General features: G+C 71.2%; 7 protein-coding genes. 6 read left to right on the plus strand and 1 reads right to left on the minus strand.

The features are described from left to right. Positions 1 to 9: 9 nt before the first annotated feature. Both WME83_RS51510 and WME83_RS51515 read left to right on the plus strand, forming a co-directional pair. Positions 10 to 1,302 carry a hypothetical protein gene (locus WME83_RS51510; protein ID WP_437317052.1) on the plus strand — a complete coding sequence of 431 codons (1,293 nt, stop codon included), beginning with the start codon at positions 10 to 12 and terminating at the stop codon, positions 1,300 to 1,302. Then, positions 1,299 to 6,041, plus strand: coding sequence for an RHS repeat-associated core domain-containing protein (locus tag WME83_RS51515; protein WP_437317053.1), 4,743 nt, complete (start codon positions 1,299 to 1,301; stop codon positions 6,039 to 6,041). Before WME83_RS51510 ends, WME83_RS51515 begins: the two co-directional genes overlap by 4 nt. Before the next feature lie 14 nt (positions 6,042 to 6,055). On the opposite strand, the gene WME83_RS51520 is transcribed toward WME83_RS51515, so the two are convergent. Then, on the minus strand, positions 6,056 to 8,566 hold the full coding sequence (locus tag WME83_RS51520; RefSeq protein WP_437317054.1) for a type VI secretion system Vgr family protein: 2,511 nt from the start codon (positions 8,564 to 8,566) through the stop codon (positions 6,056 to 6,058). Between the two features lie 446 nt (positions 8,567 to 9,012). On the opposite strand from WME83_RS51520, the gene WME83_RS51525 reads away from it, so the two are divergent. From WME83_RS51525 to WME83_RS51540, 4 genes are read left to right on the plus strand one after another with little or no spacing between them, the layout of a single operon-like run. Further along, positions 9,013 to 9,903 (plus strand): formate dehydrogenase accessory sulfurtransferase FdhD, encoded by an 891-nt coding sequence (locus tag WME83_RS51525; protein ID WP_437317055.1) that lies wholly within the window; start codon positions 9,013 to 9,015, stop codon positions 9,901 to 9,903. Beyond that, complete coding sequence (locus tag WME83_RS51530) at positions 9,900 to 12,224, plus strand: FdhF/YdeP family oxidoreductase (protein WP_437317056.1); 2,325 nt, start codon at positions 9,900 to 9,902, stop codon at positions 12,222 to 12,224. Before WME83_RS51525 ends, WME83_RS51530 begins: the two co-directional genes overlap by 4 nt. A gap of 34 nt (positions 12,225 to 12,258) precedes the next feature. Further along, positions 12,259 to 13,665 (plus strand): aminotransferase class III-fold pyridoxal phosphate-dependent enzyme, encoded by a 1,407-nt coding sequence (locus WME83_RS51535; protein WP_437317057.1) that lies wholly within the window; start codon positions 12,259 to 12,261, stop codon positions 13,663 to 13,665. Further along, complete coding sequence (locus tag WME83_RS51540; RefSeq protein ID WP_437317058.1) at positions 13,662 to 14,621, plus strand: histone deacetylase family protein; 960 nt, start codon at positions 13,662 to 13,664, stop codon at positions 14,619 to 14,621. The genes WME83_RS51535 and WME83_RS51540 overlap by 4 nt, the downstream gene beginning before the upstream one ends. Positions 14,622 to 14,631 lie beyond the last annotated feature (10 nt).

Below are 14,631 nucleotides of genomic sequence, written 5' to 3' on the forward strand. Positions count from 1 at the left end.
CTGCCTGCGATGTGGCGCAAGCTCGATGAACTGAAGGCGACGCTGGACGAGTTCGTCGACCAGCGCGAGCACCTCCTCCTGGTCGTGAGCTGCGCCGACCCGGAGCTCGCCTATGTGCTGAAGACCCTCGAGGGGATGGACGACGCGTCGCCCTCGGACCTCTTCCTCGTCTTCGGCGAGCCGTTCACCGGCGCGGCCGAGTACGCCGCGGCGATCATGAAGGGCCTCCGGGTCCAGATGGAGATCGTCAAGGCGCCCCGCGCGGCGGCGGGCGAGGCCCCGCTCCCGCCGCTGCCCGCCGTCTGCGACGACGCGGAGGCGCCGCCGACCGCGCGGCTGCGCGCGGCGATCGATCACGTCTCCTCGCTCCTCCCGGCGCAGGGCGGGCACCGCGTGATCTGGGGGTTTCTGCCGCTCCAGATCGCCGATCGCGAGGGCTACGCGCGGCTCGTCGGCGAGTTCGTGCCCGCGCGGGGCCCCGAGCCGTGGATGCGGGGCCTGCGCGTCGTCGCGCGCGACGACCGCGCCGATCCATTCCTGCTGCCCCCGCTGCGCAAGAGCAAGGCGCCGGGGGTCCTGCTCTACGAGATCGACATGAGCACGGCGGCGCTCAACGACGCGCTCGTCAAGGAGGCCGGCGACCGGAGCTTGCCCGTCGCCGATCGCATGCAGGCGCTGCTCCAGCTCGCGGGGCTCGATTATGCCTACCGGCGCTACCCGCAGGCGCTCGAGAAGTACGGCGCGCTCTACAGGTATTATGCGGCGCACGACGCGCCGGTGATGCAGGCCGTAATCATCCAGGGCGCGGGCGACGTGCTCCGGCAGATGGGCGACCTCAAGGAGGCCAGGGCGAAGTACCACCAGGGGCTTGCGCTGGTGATGCACCAGAAGGCGCTGCCGATCCTGCTCAACCTCACCGCCGCGATCGGCGACGTCGCCCTGGAGCTCAGGGACCACCGCGACGCGGAGGGGTTCTCGGGCCTCGCCGCGCAGATCGCCGGCAAGCTCATGAACCCGTTCGCCAAGGCCGACGCCCTGGAGAAGCAGGGCATCGCGCGCGACCGCATGGGCGACGCCACGGGCGCCGTGGTGGTGTGGCGCGAGGCGGCGACGCTGGCGAAGACCTTCGCGTACCACGAGCGGCACCGCTCGGCGCTGGAGCGCCTGATCCCGGCGTACCGGGGCATGGGCATGGAGGACGAGCGCCGCGCCTGCGAGGCCGAGCTCAAGGCCGCGGCGCAGGCGGTGAAGGCGGAGGCGCGCGAGGCGCACGAGCACCCGCTGCAGGGGACCACGACGTGAGCAGCGCGCAGCAGGGCAACCCGGCCAAGGGAGCTGCCTCGGCGGCGGCGGACGAGGCGCAGGGGCCGAAGCCGCTGATCACGCCGACCGGGGACGCGTCGCTGGATGTGCTGATCGGCGACATCAACGACGCGCACGCGGCGTTCCAGCCCTTGTCGGACCCGGAGGCGACGGACCTGGACAAGGCGAACGCGGCGATCGGCGGGACGCTGAACGCGGTCATGCTGCCGATCACGCTGCTGAACGACGGCTTCGCGCTGGCGACGCGGGACATCGGCAAGCTGATCGAGCTGCCGGCGGCGACGCTGGGGATGCTGCACCTCGGGATCCCGCACGTGCACCTGCACCCGCCGGCGATGCCGATCCCGCTGCCGAGCTTCGGGCCTGTGGCGCTGGCGGGGTGCGCGTCGGTGCTGATCAACGGGGTCCCCGCGGCGCGGGCGGGGGACGTGGGGATATCGCTGCTATGCGGGACGTTCGCGCCGCCGTTCCAGGTGTTCACCGGATCGAGCAAGGTGTTCTTCGGCGGGGCGCGGGCGGCGCGGATGCTCGACATCACGATGCACTGCATGCCCGGGGCCGGGGCGGCCAAGGCGATGAGCACCTTGATGAAGGTGGTCTCCGTCGGGGCGGGCGTGGTCGGGGTCGGGGCGGAGGTGCTCGACGCGGTGACCACGGCGGAGCGCGCCAAGCGGCTGCGGGCGAAGAAGGTCGAGCCGAAGGCGATCGACCCGGCCGAGGCGGCGCAGATGACGCCGGAAGAGCTGGCGGAGGCACAGGCAGACGCGGCGGCCGAGGCGGCGGCCGAGCAGCAGGACAACCTCGAAGAGGCGGCCGCGGAGGAGGCGTCGGCGAAGAACACCGGGATCCAGGCGGGCCTGGACGCGGCGGCGCTGGCGCTGAGCCTGCTGATGGGGATGGATCCGGGGACGCCGCCGTGCATCGGCGCGGTGCTGACGGGGCACCCGAACGTGCTGATCGGCGGGTTTCCGATGCCGCCGTGGTCGGCGGTGGCGCGCGGGCTCGGGAAGCTCGGCAAGAAACCCAAGAAGCGTGGGCCGCGCATCCGCCCGAAGCTCAAATGCCTGTTTACGGGTCACCCCATCGATCCCGTGACGGGCGCCAACGTCGACCTGTTTGTCGACTTCCAGGACCCGGACAGCCCGATCGATTTCTGCTGGAGCCGCCATTACACGAGCGCAGACATCGCCCGCGAGGGGCCGATGGGCCGCGGCTTCCGGCACAGCTACGAGCGGAGCCTGGCGATCGATCTCGATCTCGTGGTGTATACCGATGCCGAAGGGAAGGAGTTTCCCTTTCCGGCCATCGGGCCCGGCGAGCCTGCCGTATCGCGCGAGGGCTATACGCTGGAGGCCCGCATGGAGGACGGCGCGCTGGTCTACGAGGTCTCGCACGCTGTCGAGCCGACCCTGGAGTTCGTGCGCCGGGCCGGGCACGACGTGGCGCCGCGGCTCGCGCGGATCGTCGCGTGGAACGGGCGGGCGGAGCTGTCGTACGACGAGCAAGGCCGGCTCGCGGGGATGCTCGAGACCGGGCGTGCGGGCGCGAAGGCGACGCGGCTTTCATATGACGCGCGCGGCCGCCTCGTCGAGGTGCGCCGCGGGGCGCCGGGTGAGCGGGAGCTGCCGGTCATCGCGAGGTATGGATACGATCATGCCGGGTGCCTGACGGGGTGGCAGGACGCGCTCGGGGCGTGCGGGAGCTATGCATACGACCGCGAGGGTCGGATCGTGCGGATGACGGATCGCATCGGGTATAGCTTCCATTTCACGTACGACGCGGATGGGCGCTGCGTCGAGGAGCACGGCGACGACGGCCTGTGGCGCGTCGCGCATCGCTATGAGCCGGAGAAGAGACGCACGCTGGTCACCGAGTCGGACGGGGGAGAATGGATCTACGAGTACGATGAGCACGGGACGCTCGTGGCCGTTCAGGATCCGTACGGTGGCAGGCGGGCGTGGATCCTCGATGATGAGGGCCGGATCGAGCGAGAGGTCGGGCCCGATGGCCGGACGAACCTGACCTTTCTTTATGACGAGAGCGGGTACCACTACGGCGTCGTCGATCGTTTCGGCCATGAGCACCCGCCGCTCGACGAGGAGCCCAACCCACCGAACCCGCTCGAAGAGACGGTGCCGACGACGCCGCTGGAGCAGCAATGGGGCGCCGACGCGGACGAGGCGTCGCCGCTGGACCTCGCCACGACCGCGGCAGTGCCTTCCCAGAGGCGGGATGCTCTCGGACGGGTGATCGACGAGATCGATCCCGCCGGGCACCGAAGCGCGTGGGGGTACGACGCCAACGGCAACGTGACGCGCTGGATCGACCGTGATGGGCGCGAGCACCGGACGATCGTGACCTCGTGGGATCTCGTCGGCGCCGAGATCGACCCGCTCGGCCATCAAACGCGCTACGAGTACACGCCGCGCGAGGAGGTCGCCCGGGTGGTCGACCCCAGCGGAGGCGAGATCCGGTACGAGTACGACCTGAAGGATCGGCTCGTGCGCGTCGTGCGGGACGGCTCCGTGTTCGAGGAGTACGAATACGATCTCGGAGATCATCTGATCGAGAAGCGCGACGGCGCGGGCAACGTGCTGCTCCGCTGCGCGATCGGGGATGATGGTCTCGAGCGCGAGCGTCGGCTCTCCTCGGGGGAGGTGGTTCGTTATGACCATGACGCGCGCGGGCGGGTCACGCGCGCGTCGAGCGACGGCGCCGACGTGCGGCGCGAGTTCGACGAGCAAGGGCGGCTGCTCTCCGATGAGCGGAACGGTCGTGGCGTGCGGCACCGGTTCGCGTCCCACGGCGTCGAGGAGACGATCTACTTCGGTCGCTTCGCCGTCGCCTACCGGAGGGCGGAGGACGGCGCCCGCCTCGTCGAGGCCCCGGTAGGCGGCGTCCATGAGATCAAGCGCACCCACGACGGGAGCGTCTTGGTCAAGCTCGGCAACGGAACGAGCGCGCGCGCGTCCTATGATGAAGAAGGTCGCTGCCTGGGACGTGAGCTCGAGCGGGTGCGGGACGGCAAGGTCGCGCGGTGGTCGGTGCGCTACACCTACTCGGCCGAGAGCGAGCTACGCCGTGTCGAGGACAGCTTCCGCGGCGTCACCACGTACAGCTACGACCTCGCGCATCGCGTCGTCGGCGAGACGACGGCGGACGGCGCGACGAGGGCCATCGTGCAGGACGCGGCCGGCAACGTGGTGCAGAAGCCCGACCTACCGCGCGTGCACCTCCTCCCGGGGAACCGTATCAGCAGCGCTGGCTCGGAGCGCTTCGACCATGATGCCCGCGAGCGTCTCCGCGAGCACGTGGCCGAGGGCGGGCGAGCGACGCGCTACCGCTACAACAGCCTGGACGCGCTGGTCGGCGTCACGTGCGGTGAAGGGGCCCCGGAGATCGTGCTCGCCTATGATGGCCTCGGCCGCCTCGTGAGCAGGACCCGGGGGGACGAGCGCACCGAGTACTTCTGGGACGGCAACCGACTCGCGGCCGAGATCGGACCGACCGGCGCGTTGCGCCTCTATGTCTATCCTCATCCAGGCGCGCTCGTCCCGCTCCTGTTCATCGACTACGCCAGTGTCGCCGCGGATCCAGGCACCGGTCGTATCTACTATCCGATCGGCAATCAGATCGGCGTCCCCCTCCACATCGAGGACGGGAACGGGCAGGTGGTCTGGCAGGCGGAGCGCGTGGATCCGTACGGGGCGGTCTCCGTCTCGCCTGGCGCCTTGGTCACCTACGGGCTTCGCTTCCCCGGGCACTTCTTTGATGAGGACACGGGGTTGCACTACAACCGGTTCCGCCATTATCTCCCGCGCCTCGGCCGCTATCTCCAGGGCGATCCAATCGGGCAATCGGGTGGAATCAACCTGTACGCGTACGTCGCGAACCCGCTCGTGGACGTGGACATCCTCGGGCTCGCGAAGGGGCACCCCAAACCCAAGCCCAAGGGGAAGACACCTGGTGCAATTCCGAAGATCTTGGGTGGTGTCAAGAAGTCCAAGCCCAAGAAGGCCACGCTCACAATGGTGGTCCGGAAGCTCCCCACGCCCAAAAAAGCGCCATCCGGCTGGGCCGCGAACGACAAGGCCAAGCTGGAGGAGCATTTTCGGAACCTGGAAGAGGCTTACGCGGAGTATAAGAAGACGATCGATAATGCGGTGAGCAAAGCCGATCCGACGTCCAAGAACAAGCACCACAAAGCGCTCATCAACAAGGCCAAGGGGGCGAACGCTTCCATCGGCGAGACGATCGGCGAGGTGGCCGCGGCGAACTACATGCTCACAAAATACCCGAGCTACCGGATGAAGGTGGGCTATCAAAAGGCGGTCGGTCTCGACCAGGTGTGGGTGGACACGAAGTCGAGCTCTATCATCGTCGTCGAGGCCAAGGCCCATAAAGCCGGGGTGTCGCGCTCCCAGTACGGCGACCAGATGTCTCATTCGTGGATCTACCAACGAGCCAAGAATGTCGGCCCGACCGGCGACTTGATCCGCGACGCGTTCAACGGGAAGAACAGCTACGATGTCCGTGGTCTGTTCATCGAGGCGACCCCCACGGGGGTCACCGCGAGCCCCCGGGACATATGGCATCAGGTGAGCAACCAGCAGCTCGCGAATTCCAATTGGCCTTTGAGCGTCGATAGCGTTAATGGGGTGGCGATCTATACCCCTTCGCCTGGGACGAAGGTGGGATCTGGCAGGGATTATGATTGAGCCGCGCTCCTGCCTCAGTTCAGCTTGATCAGCGCCGCCTTCACGTCGACCAGCTCGCCGCCGTCCACCGTGACGGTGCTCCCGCCCTTGATGGTGATCTTCGACGCCTCCAGGCTGATGTTCGCCCCCTTGATGGCGATATCCCCGCTGAACGAGATCACGAGCTTGCCGCCGACGAGGCTCATCTCGGTCTTCGCCTGAAGGTCGACCTTCGGCGAGCTGACCAGGGCCGACGTCTTCGCGCCCACCTCGAGCTTGTCCGAGGCCAGCGCCTGCGTGGTCTCCGCGCCGATCTGCTGCGTCTTCGCGGCGACGATCTGCTCGCCCTGCGACACGATCTGCTGCTTGCCCTTCGCGGCGATGGTCTGCTCGCCGTCGACCTGGACCCCGTGGTTCCCCTTCACGAAGAGCCCGTGATCCGCGTCGTAGCTGGTCCCCTGGACCCCGACGACGTGGATCGATTGCTTGCCCTCGACCGAGACCGCGTCGTCGCCCGTCACGGCCGCCGCGCGGTTTCCGGTGACGGCCTCGGTGGAGTTCCCCTTCACCGCGAGCGTCCGGTTGCCCGTGACCCCGACGCTCTGGTCGCCCTGCACGCCGACGCTCTGGTCGCCCTGCACGCCGACGCTCTGGCTCCCCTGCACCCCGACGCTCTGGTCGCCCTGGACCCCGACACCCTGGTTGCCGCCGACGCTCGTGTCCTGGTCCCCGCCGACGCCGATCGTCTGGTTGCCGCCCACGGTGACCGTCTCGTTCGCGCCGACCACCTCCGCGTTGTTCGCGCCGACCATGGTGCTCCGGTCCGCGCCCGTCGCCTCGCTCCGGTTCGCGCCGACGCTCGAGGTGCTGTCGACCGCCACCGTCTCGCTGCGGCTATCGCCGACCTCGCTGTTCCAGTCCTTCGGCGTGTGCAGCAGGATCTGCTGCGCCCCCGCGGTGTCGTCGAACCTGAGCTCGTTGTGCGTGCCGCCGCCCGGGCTCGTGTCCGTCTTGAAGGTGCTCACCGTCGGCACCACCGTCGGCGGCACGTTCTGGCCGTTGTACACGCGGCCGACCACGATCGGCCGGTCCGGGTCCCCGTCCTCGAAGTCGACGATCACCTCCGCGCCCACGCGCGGGTGGAACACGCCGCCTTGCCCGCCGCCCGCGAACGCCTGGCTCACCCGCACCCAGCACGACGACGGCTCCTTGCCCTGCCGCTCGCCGTCCTGATCCCAGTGGAAGCGCAGCCGCACGCACCCGATCTCCGCGCCCGGCGGCCCGCCGATGTGGATCTCCTGCCCCGACGCCGACGGCTCCGCCGTGACGAACGCCGTCTGCGAGCCCACGATGCGCGGCTTGCGCGTCACGCGCGCGGGCCGGAAGCGCGACTCGGCGGCCGAGCCCGCCCTGCCGCGCCGGGCGCACTCGAACGCGCACCGGTAGGGCACCACGTCCTCCGGCGCGTTCATGTTCGACGACGGCGGCAGCACCCCCGGCTGCTCGCCGCGCACGTCGAGCCGCGTGACCAGGTACTCGCCCTCGTGCCGCGGCCGCTCGTGCTCCAGGGCGAAGATCATCCCCGCCGCGAGCACGCGGCTCGGACCTTCGCCCACCGCGTAGCTCGCCTCGACCTCGAGCCGCTCGCGCCGCGCCGCGGCGAGCGGCCTGCCCTGGTCCGGCGTGTCGGGATAACGCCCCGGGTACTCGTGCTCGACGAGATCCCCGCCGCCCGCGTCCTCCTCGACCGACATGCTCAGCGCCGGCTTCTTCCAGTTGTAGTCCTGCAGCGTGACCTTGCGGGCGCGCAGGCGCGCGCCGAGCTTCATCGTGGTCACCTCCCGGCCGCGGAGGTTCGCGCCGAGCGGCAGGAACGGCTCGAGCCGCGCGCGGCCCGTGTCCTTGTCCGAGAGCACCAGCAGGCACGCGCCGGCGCCGTTCTCGAAGTGGTAACCGATGCCCTCCTCCTCGAGCAGGCGCGACACGAAGGCGAGATCGCTCTCGTTGTACTGGACGCAGTAGCGCCTGGGCGCGACCGCGTCGATGCGCGAGGTGTCCGACACGCGCCAGGTGAAGAGCTCCTGCGCCGGCTTGAAGTCGGCCATGCCGTCGTCGGGCTCCACCCCGCCGCCTTGCTGGAGGGCAGGGTCGCCCTGGAGGACCGCGTCGATGATCTGCCGCGTGGTCTTCTCGAGGAAGATGCGGCACCGCGTGCGGTGCGCCGCGCGCGCGAGCGGCGGCGAGAGCACGAGCCGGTAGGCCATGCCCCCGTGGATCGGGCCGAGCTCCTCCGCCTCGGTGATGATGCCGTGGACGACGCGGTAGGCGGGCACGGTGCCCGTCGCGATGCGGAGCGTCGCCCGGGCCTGGATCAGCTCCTCCGGATCGACCTCGGGCGCAGGATCGCGGGTGATCGCGGTGATCTCGTACCGATAGAGCGCCGAGATGCCCTCCGTACCCCGGAAGCTGACGACGCGCAGGTGGTCCCAGGGACCGGAAGGCCCGGAGGCGCCTTCCCATGCGAAGGTAAAATCGAGATCACTCAACCGGTCGCTCTCTTTCTTTCTCGCCTCGTCGAGGGCCCCGTCGACCGCGCGGATGGTCCTCTGCCCGCATCGAGCAGGCGTCGCGCGCGAGCGCAGGAATGCACTCCAGCCCATGCGACCATAACAGAACGCCGTCCCGGGCGTCCTCGCCTGGGTCGATGCGTCGAGGCCGGGATCGCGCCTCGTCGGCGCCTCCGTCCTACACGGGCGCTCCCAGCGCGTCTGGCACGTGAGCCTGACTGCCGCGACGGCCCGCGTGAGCCTGAGTGCCGCGACTGCCCACGTGGCCCTGGAGGCTGCGACCACCTGCCTTCGGACCGCGCGCGCCGGGCGCTCGCGCCATGCGGGCAAGCGCTGCCGTACGGCGCTCTTCTCGGCCCGTGACCGCCGCTCCCGCTCGACGGCCCACCGCGAGGGAATAGGATGTAGGGAGGCCGGACGCTGCCATGCCCTCAAGCACCACCCACGTTTCGATCCGCAGGATCACCGACGAGAGCGCCTCGGACGTCGAGGACCAGCTCGCCGTCGAGGCGCCGCTCGAGATCGTCGTCGTCGCGCGCGCCGCGCACGCTGCGCACGTCGACAGCGCGCGCCCCTCGGCCTTGCACGAGCGCGCCCCGCGCCGGCTCGGGATCACGATGCGCACGCCCGGCAACGACCGCGAGCTCGCGATCGGGCTCCTGTTCGCCGAGGGGATCATCGCCCGCGCGGCCGACGTGGTCGACGTCGACGAGCTCTCCGGCCCCTCGGGCGACCTCGTGCGCGTCGCGCTCGCCGAGGAGGTGACCGTCGATCTCGGGCGCAGCGAGCGCGCGCTCGCGGTCGCGAACGCGAGCTGCGGCGTCTGCGGCAAGGCGTCGATCGACGTCGCGTCGTGCGCGCCGCCCGCGCCGCTCGCGCGGGGCGTGCCGCGGATCGCGCCGGGCGTCGTGCACGGGCTCGCCGCGCGGCTCCGCGGCGCGCAGCCGGTGTTCGGGCGGACCGGGGGGCTGCACGCGGCGGCCCTCTTCGACGCGGGCGGCGCCCTCGCCGACCTCCGCGAGGACGTCGGGCGCCACAACGCGGTCGACAAGCTGATCGGCGCCGCGCTGCTCGCCGGGCGGCTGCCCGACCCGGGCGCGGTGCTCATGGTCAGCGGGCGCGCCGGGTTCGAGCTCGTGCAGAAGGCGCTCCGGGCCTCCATCCCCGTGATGGTCGCGGTGGGCGCGCCGTCGAGCCTGGCCGCCGAGCTCGCGGCGGCGCACGGGATGACGCTCGTCGGCTTCGCGCGCGACGGCCGGTTCAACGTCTACGCGGGCCGGGAGCGCATCGCGGCCCCGGCGGAGGCGGCGTCGTGACGGCGCGGGACGCGCTGCGCGACGTGCAGGCCGAGCCGCCGCTCGAGGCCGAGGCGCCCCGGCTCGGCGAGCGCAGCGCGGCGGCCGGCGGGCTCGCGGCGGTCGGGGCGACGCTGCAGCACGCGGTCTCCGAGATGGGGGTCATGCGCGCCGTGCGCACGCTCCTGCACGTGAACCAGGGCGAGGGCTTCGATTGCCCCGGCTGCGCGTGGCCCGAGCCCGAGGAGAACCGCTCGCCCGCCGAGTTTTGTGAAAACGGCGCGAAGGCGGTCGCGGAGGAGGCGACGCTCCGGCGGGTCATGCCGGAGTTCTTCCGCAAGCACAGCGTCGAGGAGCTCTCACGGCAGTCGGACCACTGGCTCGGCAAGCAGGGGCGGCTCGTTCACCCGATGCTGCTCGAGGAGGGCGCGTCGCACTACCGCCCGGTGTCGTGGGACGAGGCGCTCGAGCTCGTCGCCTCGTCGCTGCGCGCCCTCCGCTCGCCGGACGAGGCGGTCTTCTACACGTCGGGGCGCACGAGCAACGAGGCGGCGTTCCTCTACCAGCTGTTCGTGCGCGAGTACGGGACGAACAACCTGCCCGACTGCTCGAACATGTGCCACGAGTCGAGCGGCGTGGGCCTCCGCGAGGCCATCGGGGTCGGCAAGGGGACCGTCTCCCTCCACGACTTCGAGCGGGCCGACGCGATCTTCGTCGTCGGGCAGAACCCGGGGACGAACCACCCGCGCATGCTCTCGACGCTGCGCGAGGCGCGGCTCCGCGGGTGCGAGATCGTGACCGTGAACCCGCTCCCCGAGGTGGGCAACGAGCGCTTCCAGCACCCGCAGCACCCGCTCGATCTCGTCGGCTCGGGGGTGCCGCTCTCGACGCTCTTCGTCCAGGTGCGCATCAACGGCGACGTCGCGCTCTTCACCGGGATCATCAAGGAGATGCTCGAGGAGGAGGAGCGGCGGCCGGGCGCCGTGCTCGATCGCGCGTTCATCGAGCGCCACACCCACGGCTTCGAGGCGTTCGCGGCCGCCGTGCGCGCCGCGCCGTGGGGCGACATCGTCGAGCAGAGCGGGGTCCCGCGCGACCGGATCCGGGCGGCGGCCGAGGTCGCGATGCGGTCCGAGCGCACGATCGCGTGCTGGGCCATGGGCCTCACGCAGCACCAGAACGGCGTGGCCAACGTGCAGCAGGTCATGAACTTCCTGCTCCTGCGCGGCAACGTCGGGCGGCCCGGCGCGGGCCCGTGCCCGGTGCGCGGGCACAGCAACGTGCAGGGCGACCGGACGATGGGGATCTGGGAGCGGCCGCCGGCCGAGCTGCTCGACCGGATCGAGGAGAACTTCGGCTTCTCGCCGCCGCGCCGCCACGGCCTCGACACCGTCGCCGCGATCGCCGCGATGGCCGACGGGCGCGCGCGCGTGTTCTTCGCGCTGGGCGGCAACTTCCTCTCGGCGACGCCGGACACGGCCTTCACCGCCCGCGCCCTCGCCCGGTGCGACCTCACGGCGCACGTGTCCACCAAGCTGAACCGGGCGCACCTCGTGACGGGCCGGCGCGCGCTCATCCTGCCCTGCCTCGGGCGCACCGAGCGCGACGTGCAGGCGGGCAAGCCGCAGTTCGTGACGGTCGAGAACTCGATGGGCGTCGTCTCGAGCTCGCGCGGCAACCTCCCGCCCGCCTCGGAGCTCTTGCGGAGCGAGGTGGCGATCGTGGCGGGGCTCGCCCGCGCGACGCTGGGCGCGCGCTCGCGCGTGCCGTGGGAGGCGCTCACGGGCGATTACGATCGGATCCGCGATCTCATCGAGCGCACCATCGACGGGTTCGACGACTTCAACGCGAGGGTCAAGGACCCGCGCGGCTTCGCCCTGCCGAACGCCGCGGCGCGGCGCGAGTTCCGGACCGCCACGGGCAAGGCGAACTTCCTGGTCCACCCGCTCCCGCGGCACGAGCTCGAGCCGGGCGAGCTCTTGATGATGACGATCCGGAGCCACGACCAGTACAACACGACCATCTACGGGCTCGACGACCGCTACCGCGGCGTCCACGGCGGGCGGCGCGTCGTGTTCATGAACGCCGAGGACGCGGCCGAGCGCGGGCTCGCGCAGGGGGACCTTGTCGACATCACGAGCCGCTTCTCCGACGGGGAGCGCGCGGCGCGCGCGTTCCGGGTCGTGCTCTACACGATCCCCCGCGGCAACGTGGCGGCCTATTTCCCCGAGGCCAACGTGCTCGTGCCGCTCGGCAGCATCGCCGACAAGAGCAACACCCCCGCGTCGAAATCGATCGTGGTGCGCGTCCGGCCGGCCGTCGCGAGCGACGGAACCGCGTGACGCTCCGCCGCGTCCGTTGCATTGGAGCCCGACCATGAACGCACCGCCCAGCATCTCTCCGCCCATCCCCGGTGAGCCCGAGCGCGCTTCCATGCGCACGGCCGTCCCGGGGCCCGCGTCCGAGGCGCTCCGCGCCCGCCACCATCGCTACCAGGACGCGCGGCCGATCCACCTCTACCAGGACGCGCGGAAGAGCCTGGGCAACTACATGGTCGACGTGGACGGCAACGTCCTGCTCGACGTCTACGGCCACATCGCCGCCGTGCCCATCGGCTATAACCACCCGGATCTGCTCGCCGCGTGGCGCGATGGCCGCTTCGACTGGTGCGCCGGTTACCGCTCGGCGCTCGGGGTCGCGCCCGCGCCCGAGTGGGTCGACATCGTCGAGAAGACGCTGATGCGCGTGGCGCCGAAGGGGCACTCGCACGTGTTCACCTTCACCACGGGCGCGGAGGCGGTGGAGAACGCGCTCAAGGCCGCGTTCATCCGGCTCGCCCGGCGCCGGCGCGGCGGGGCGCAGCCGAGCGACGCCGACCTCGCCGCCTGCATGCTCAACCGGCAGCCCGGCGTGAACGCCTTCAAGGTGATCTCCTTCGAGGGCGGGTTTCACGGCCGCAGCATGGGCGCCCTCTCGGCGACGCGGAGCAAGCCGATCCACAAGCTCGATATCCCGGCGTTCGACTGGCCCGTCGTGCCGTTCCCTGCGCTCCAGTTCCCCGAGGCGGCCCACGCCGAGCAGAACCGCGCCGCCGAGGCGCGCTCGCTCGAGGCGGTCAAGGCGGCGATCGACGCGCACCCGGACGAGGTCGCCGCGGTCATCATCGAGCCGATCCAGGGCGAGGGCGGCGATCGCCACGCGAGCCCGGCGTTCTTCCAGGCGCTCCGCCGCCTCACCTCGGAGCGCGGCGTCGCGCTCATCATCGACGAGGTGCAGACCTGCGGCGGCGGGACCGGCGCGCTGTGGGCGCACGAGGCGTGGGACCTGCCCGAGCCGCCGGACATGGTGACGTTCTCCAAGAAGATGCAGCTCGGCGGCTTCTACTGCCGCGAGGAGCTCGCGCCGATCGAGCCGCTGCGCATCTTCAACACCTGGCTCGGCGATCCGCTCCGCGGCGCGCAGCTCGAGGTGATCCTCGAGGTCATCGAGCGCGACCGGCTCCTCGAGAACACGCGGGCGACCGGCCAGCGCCTCATCGCCGGGCTCGAGGACCTCTGCGTCCGGTACCCGGGGGTGCTCTCGGGCGCGCGGGGCAGCGGCACCTTCGCCGCGGTCGACTTCCCCCATGCCGCCCGCCGCGACGCGGCGCTCACCGCGCTGCGGAACCGCGGCCTCGAGGTGGGCGGCTCGGGCGAGCGCACGCTCCGCTTCCGGCCGGCGCTCGTCTTCGCCCCGCGCCACGTCGCCGAGGCGCTCGATCTGCTCGAGTCGGTCTGCAAGTGACCGGCGCCTCGCCTCCGATCCGGGTGTTCCACTCGCCGCGCTATTTCGCGGACATCGGCGAGCACGTCATGCCGATGCGCAAGTTCGCTCTGGTGCGCGAGGCGATCGAGCGGAGCGGCCTCTGCGCGCGGATTGAAGAGCCCGAGCCGGTCGGCGACGAGGACCTGCTCCGCGTCCACACGCCCGAGTACGTCCGGGCGATCGCGACCGGCGAGCCCCGGGCGCTGGCCGAGTCCCAGAAGTTCCCGTGGTCGCCGGCGCTCGCCGGGGCGGTGCGCTTCACGAACGGCGGCTGCATCGCGGCGGCCTTCGCGGCGCTCGAGGACGGCGTCGCGGGCAACCTCGCGAGCGGCTTTCACCACGCGCACGCCGATCACGGCGAGGGCTTCTGCACCTTCAACGGCCTCGTCGTCGCGATGGAGCGCGCGCGCGCCGAGGGGCGCATCCGCCGCGCCCTGGTGGTCGACATGGACCTCCATTACGGCAACGGCACCGCGTCGCTGCTCGCCTCGCGGCCGTGGGCGTTCCAGCTCTCCATCTACGGCAACTGGTACAAGCAGAACCGGGCGTACCGGGACGTCGAGGCCGAGCGCGCGCCGGACACGGAGAACAGCTGGTCGGTCCCGGTGCCGGGCGGGAGCGGGGGCGCCGTTTATCTCGAGATCCTGGAGCGGCACCTCGGCCCGGCGATCGACCGCGCCGCGCCCGACCTGATCCTGTACCAGGCCGGCGCGGACCCGTACCGCGAGGACCCGTATTCGCCGCTCGACCTGACGCACGACGACCTCCGCGCGCGCGACGAGATCGTGTTCCGGGCCGCGCTCGACCGCCGCATCCCGATCGCGTGGGTCCTCGCGGGCGGCTACACGCCCGACGTGAGCCGGGTGGTCGACGTGCACCTCGGCACGTTCGTGGCGGCGGTGCGGGCGAGGGAGGCGCTTCGCGACGAGCCGTGATCCGGTGAGG

It is taken from the genome of Sorangium sp. So ce385, from assembly GCF_051474135.1.
GTDB classification, from domain to species: Bacteria; Myxococcota_A; Polyangia; order Polyangiales; family Polyangiaceae; genus Sorangium; species Sorangium cellulosum_D.

Bases quoted from the DNA above. Each gene is read 5' to 3' on its own strand.
- WME83_RS51510 (WP_437317052.1), top strand. From the start codon at position 10: ATGTGGCGCAAGCTCGATGAACTGAAGGCGACGCTGGACGAGTTCGTC.
- WME83_RS51525 (WP_437317055.1), top strand. From the start codon at position 9,013: ATGCCCTCAAGCACCACCCACGTTTCGATCCGCAGGATCACCGACGAG.
- WME83_RS51535 (WP_437317057.1), top strand. From the start codon at position 12,259: ATGAACGCACCGCCCAGCATCTCTCCGCCCATCCCCGGTGAGCCCGAG.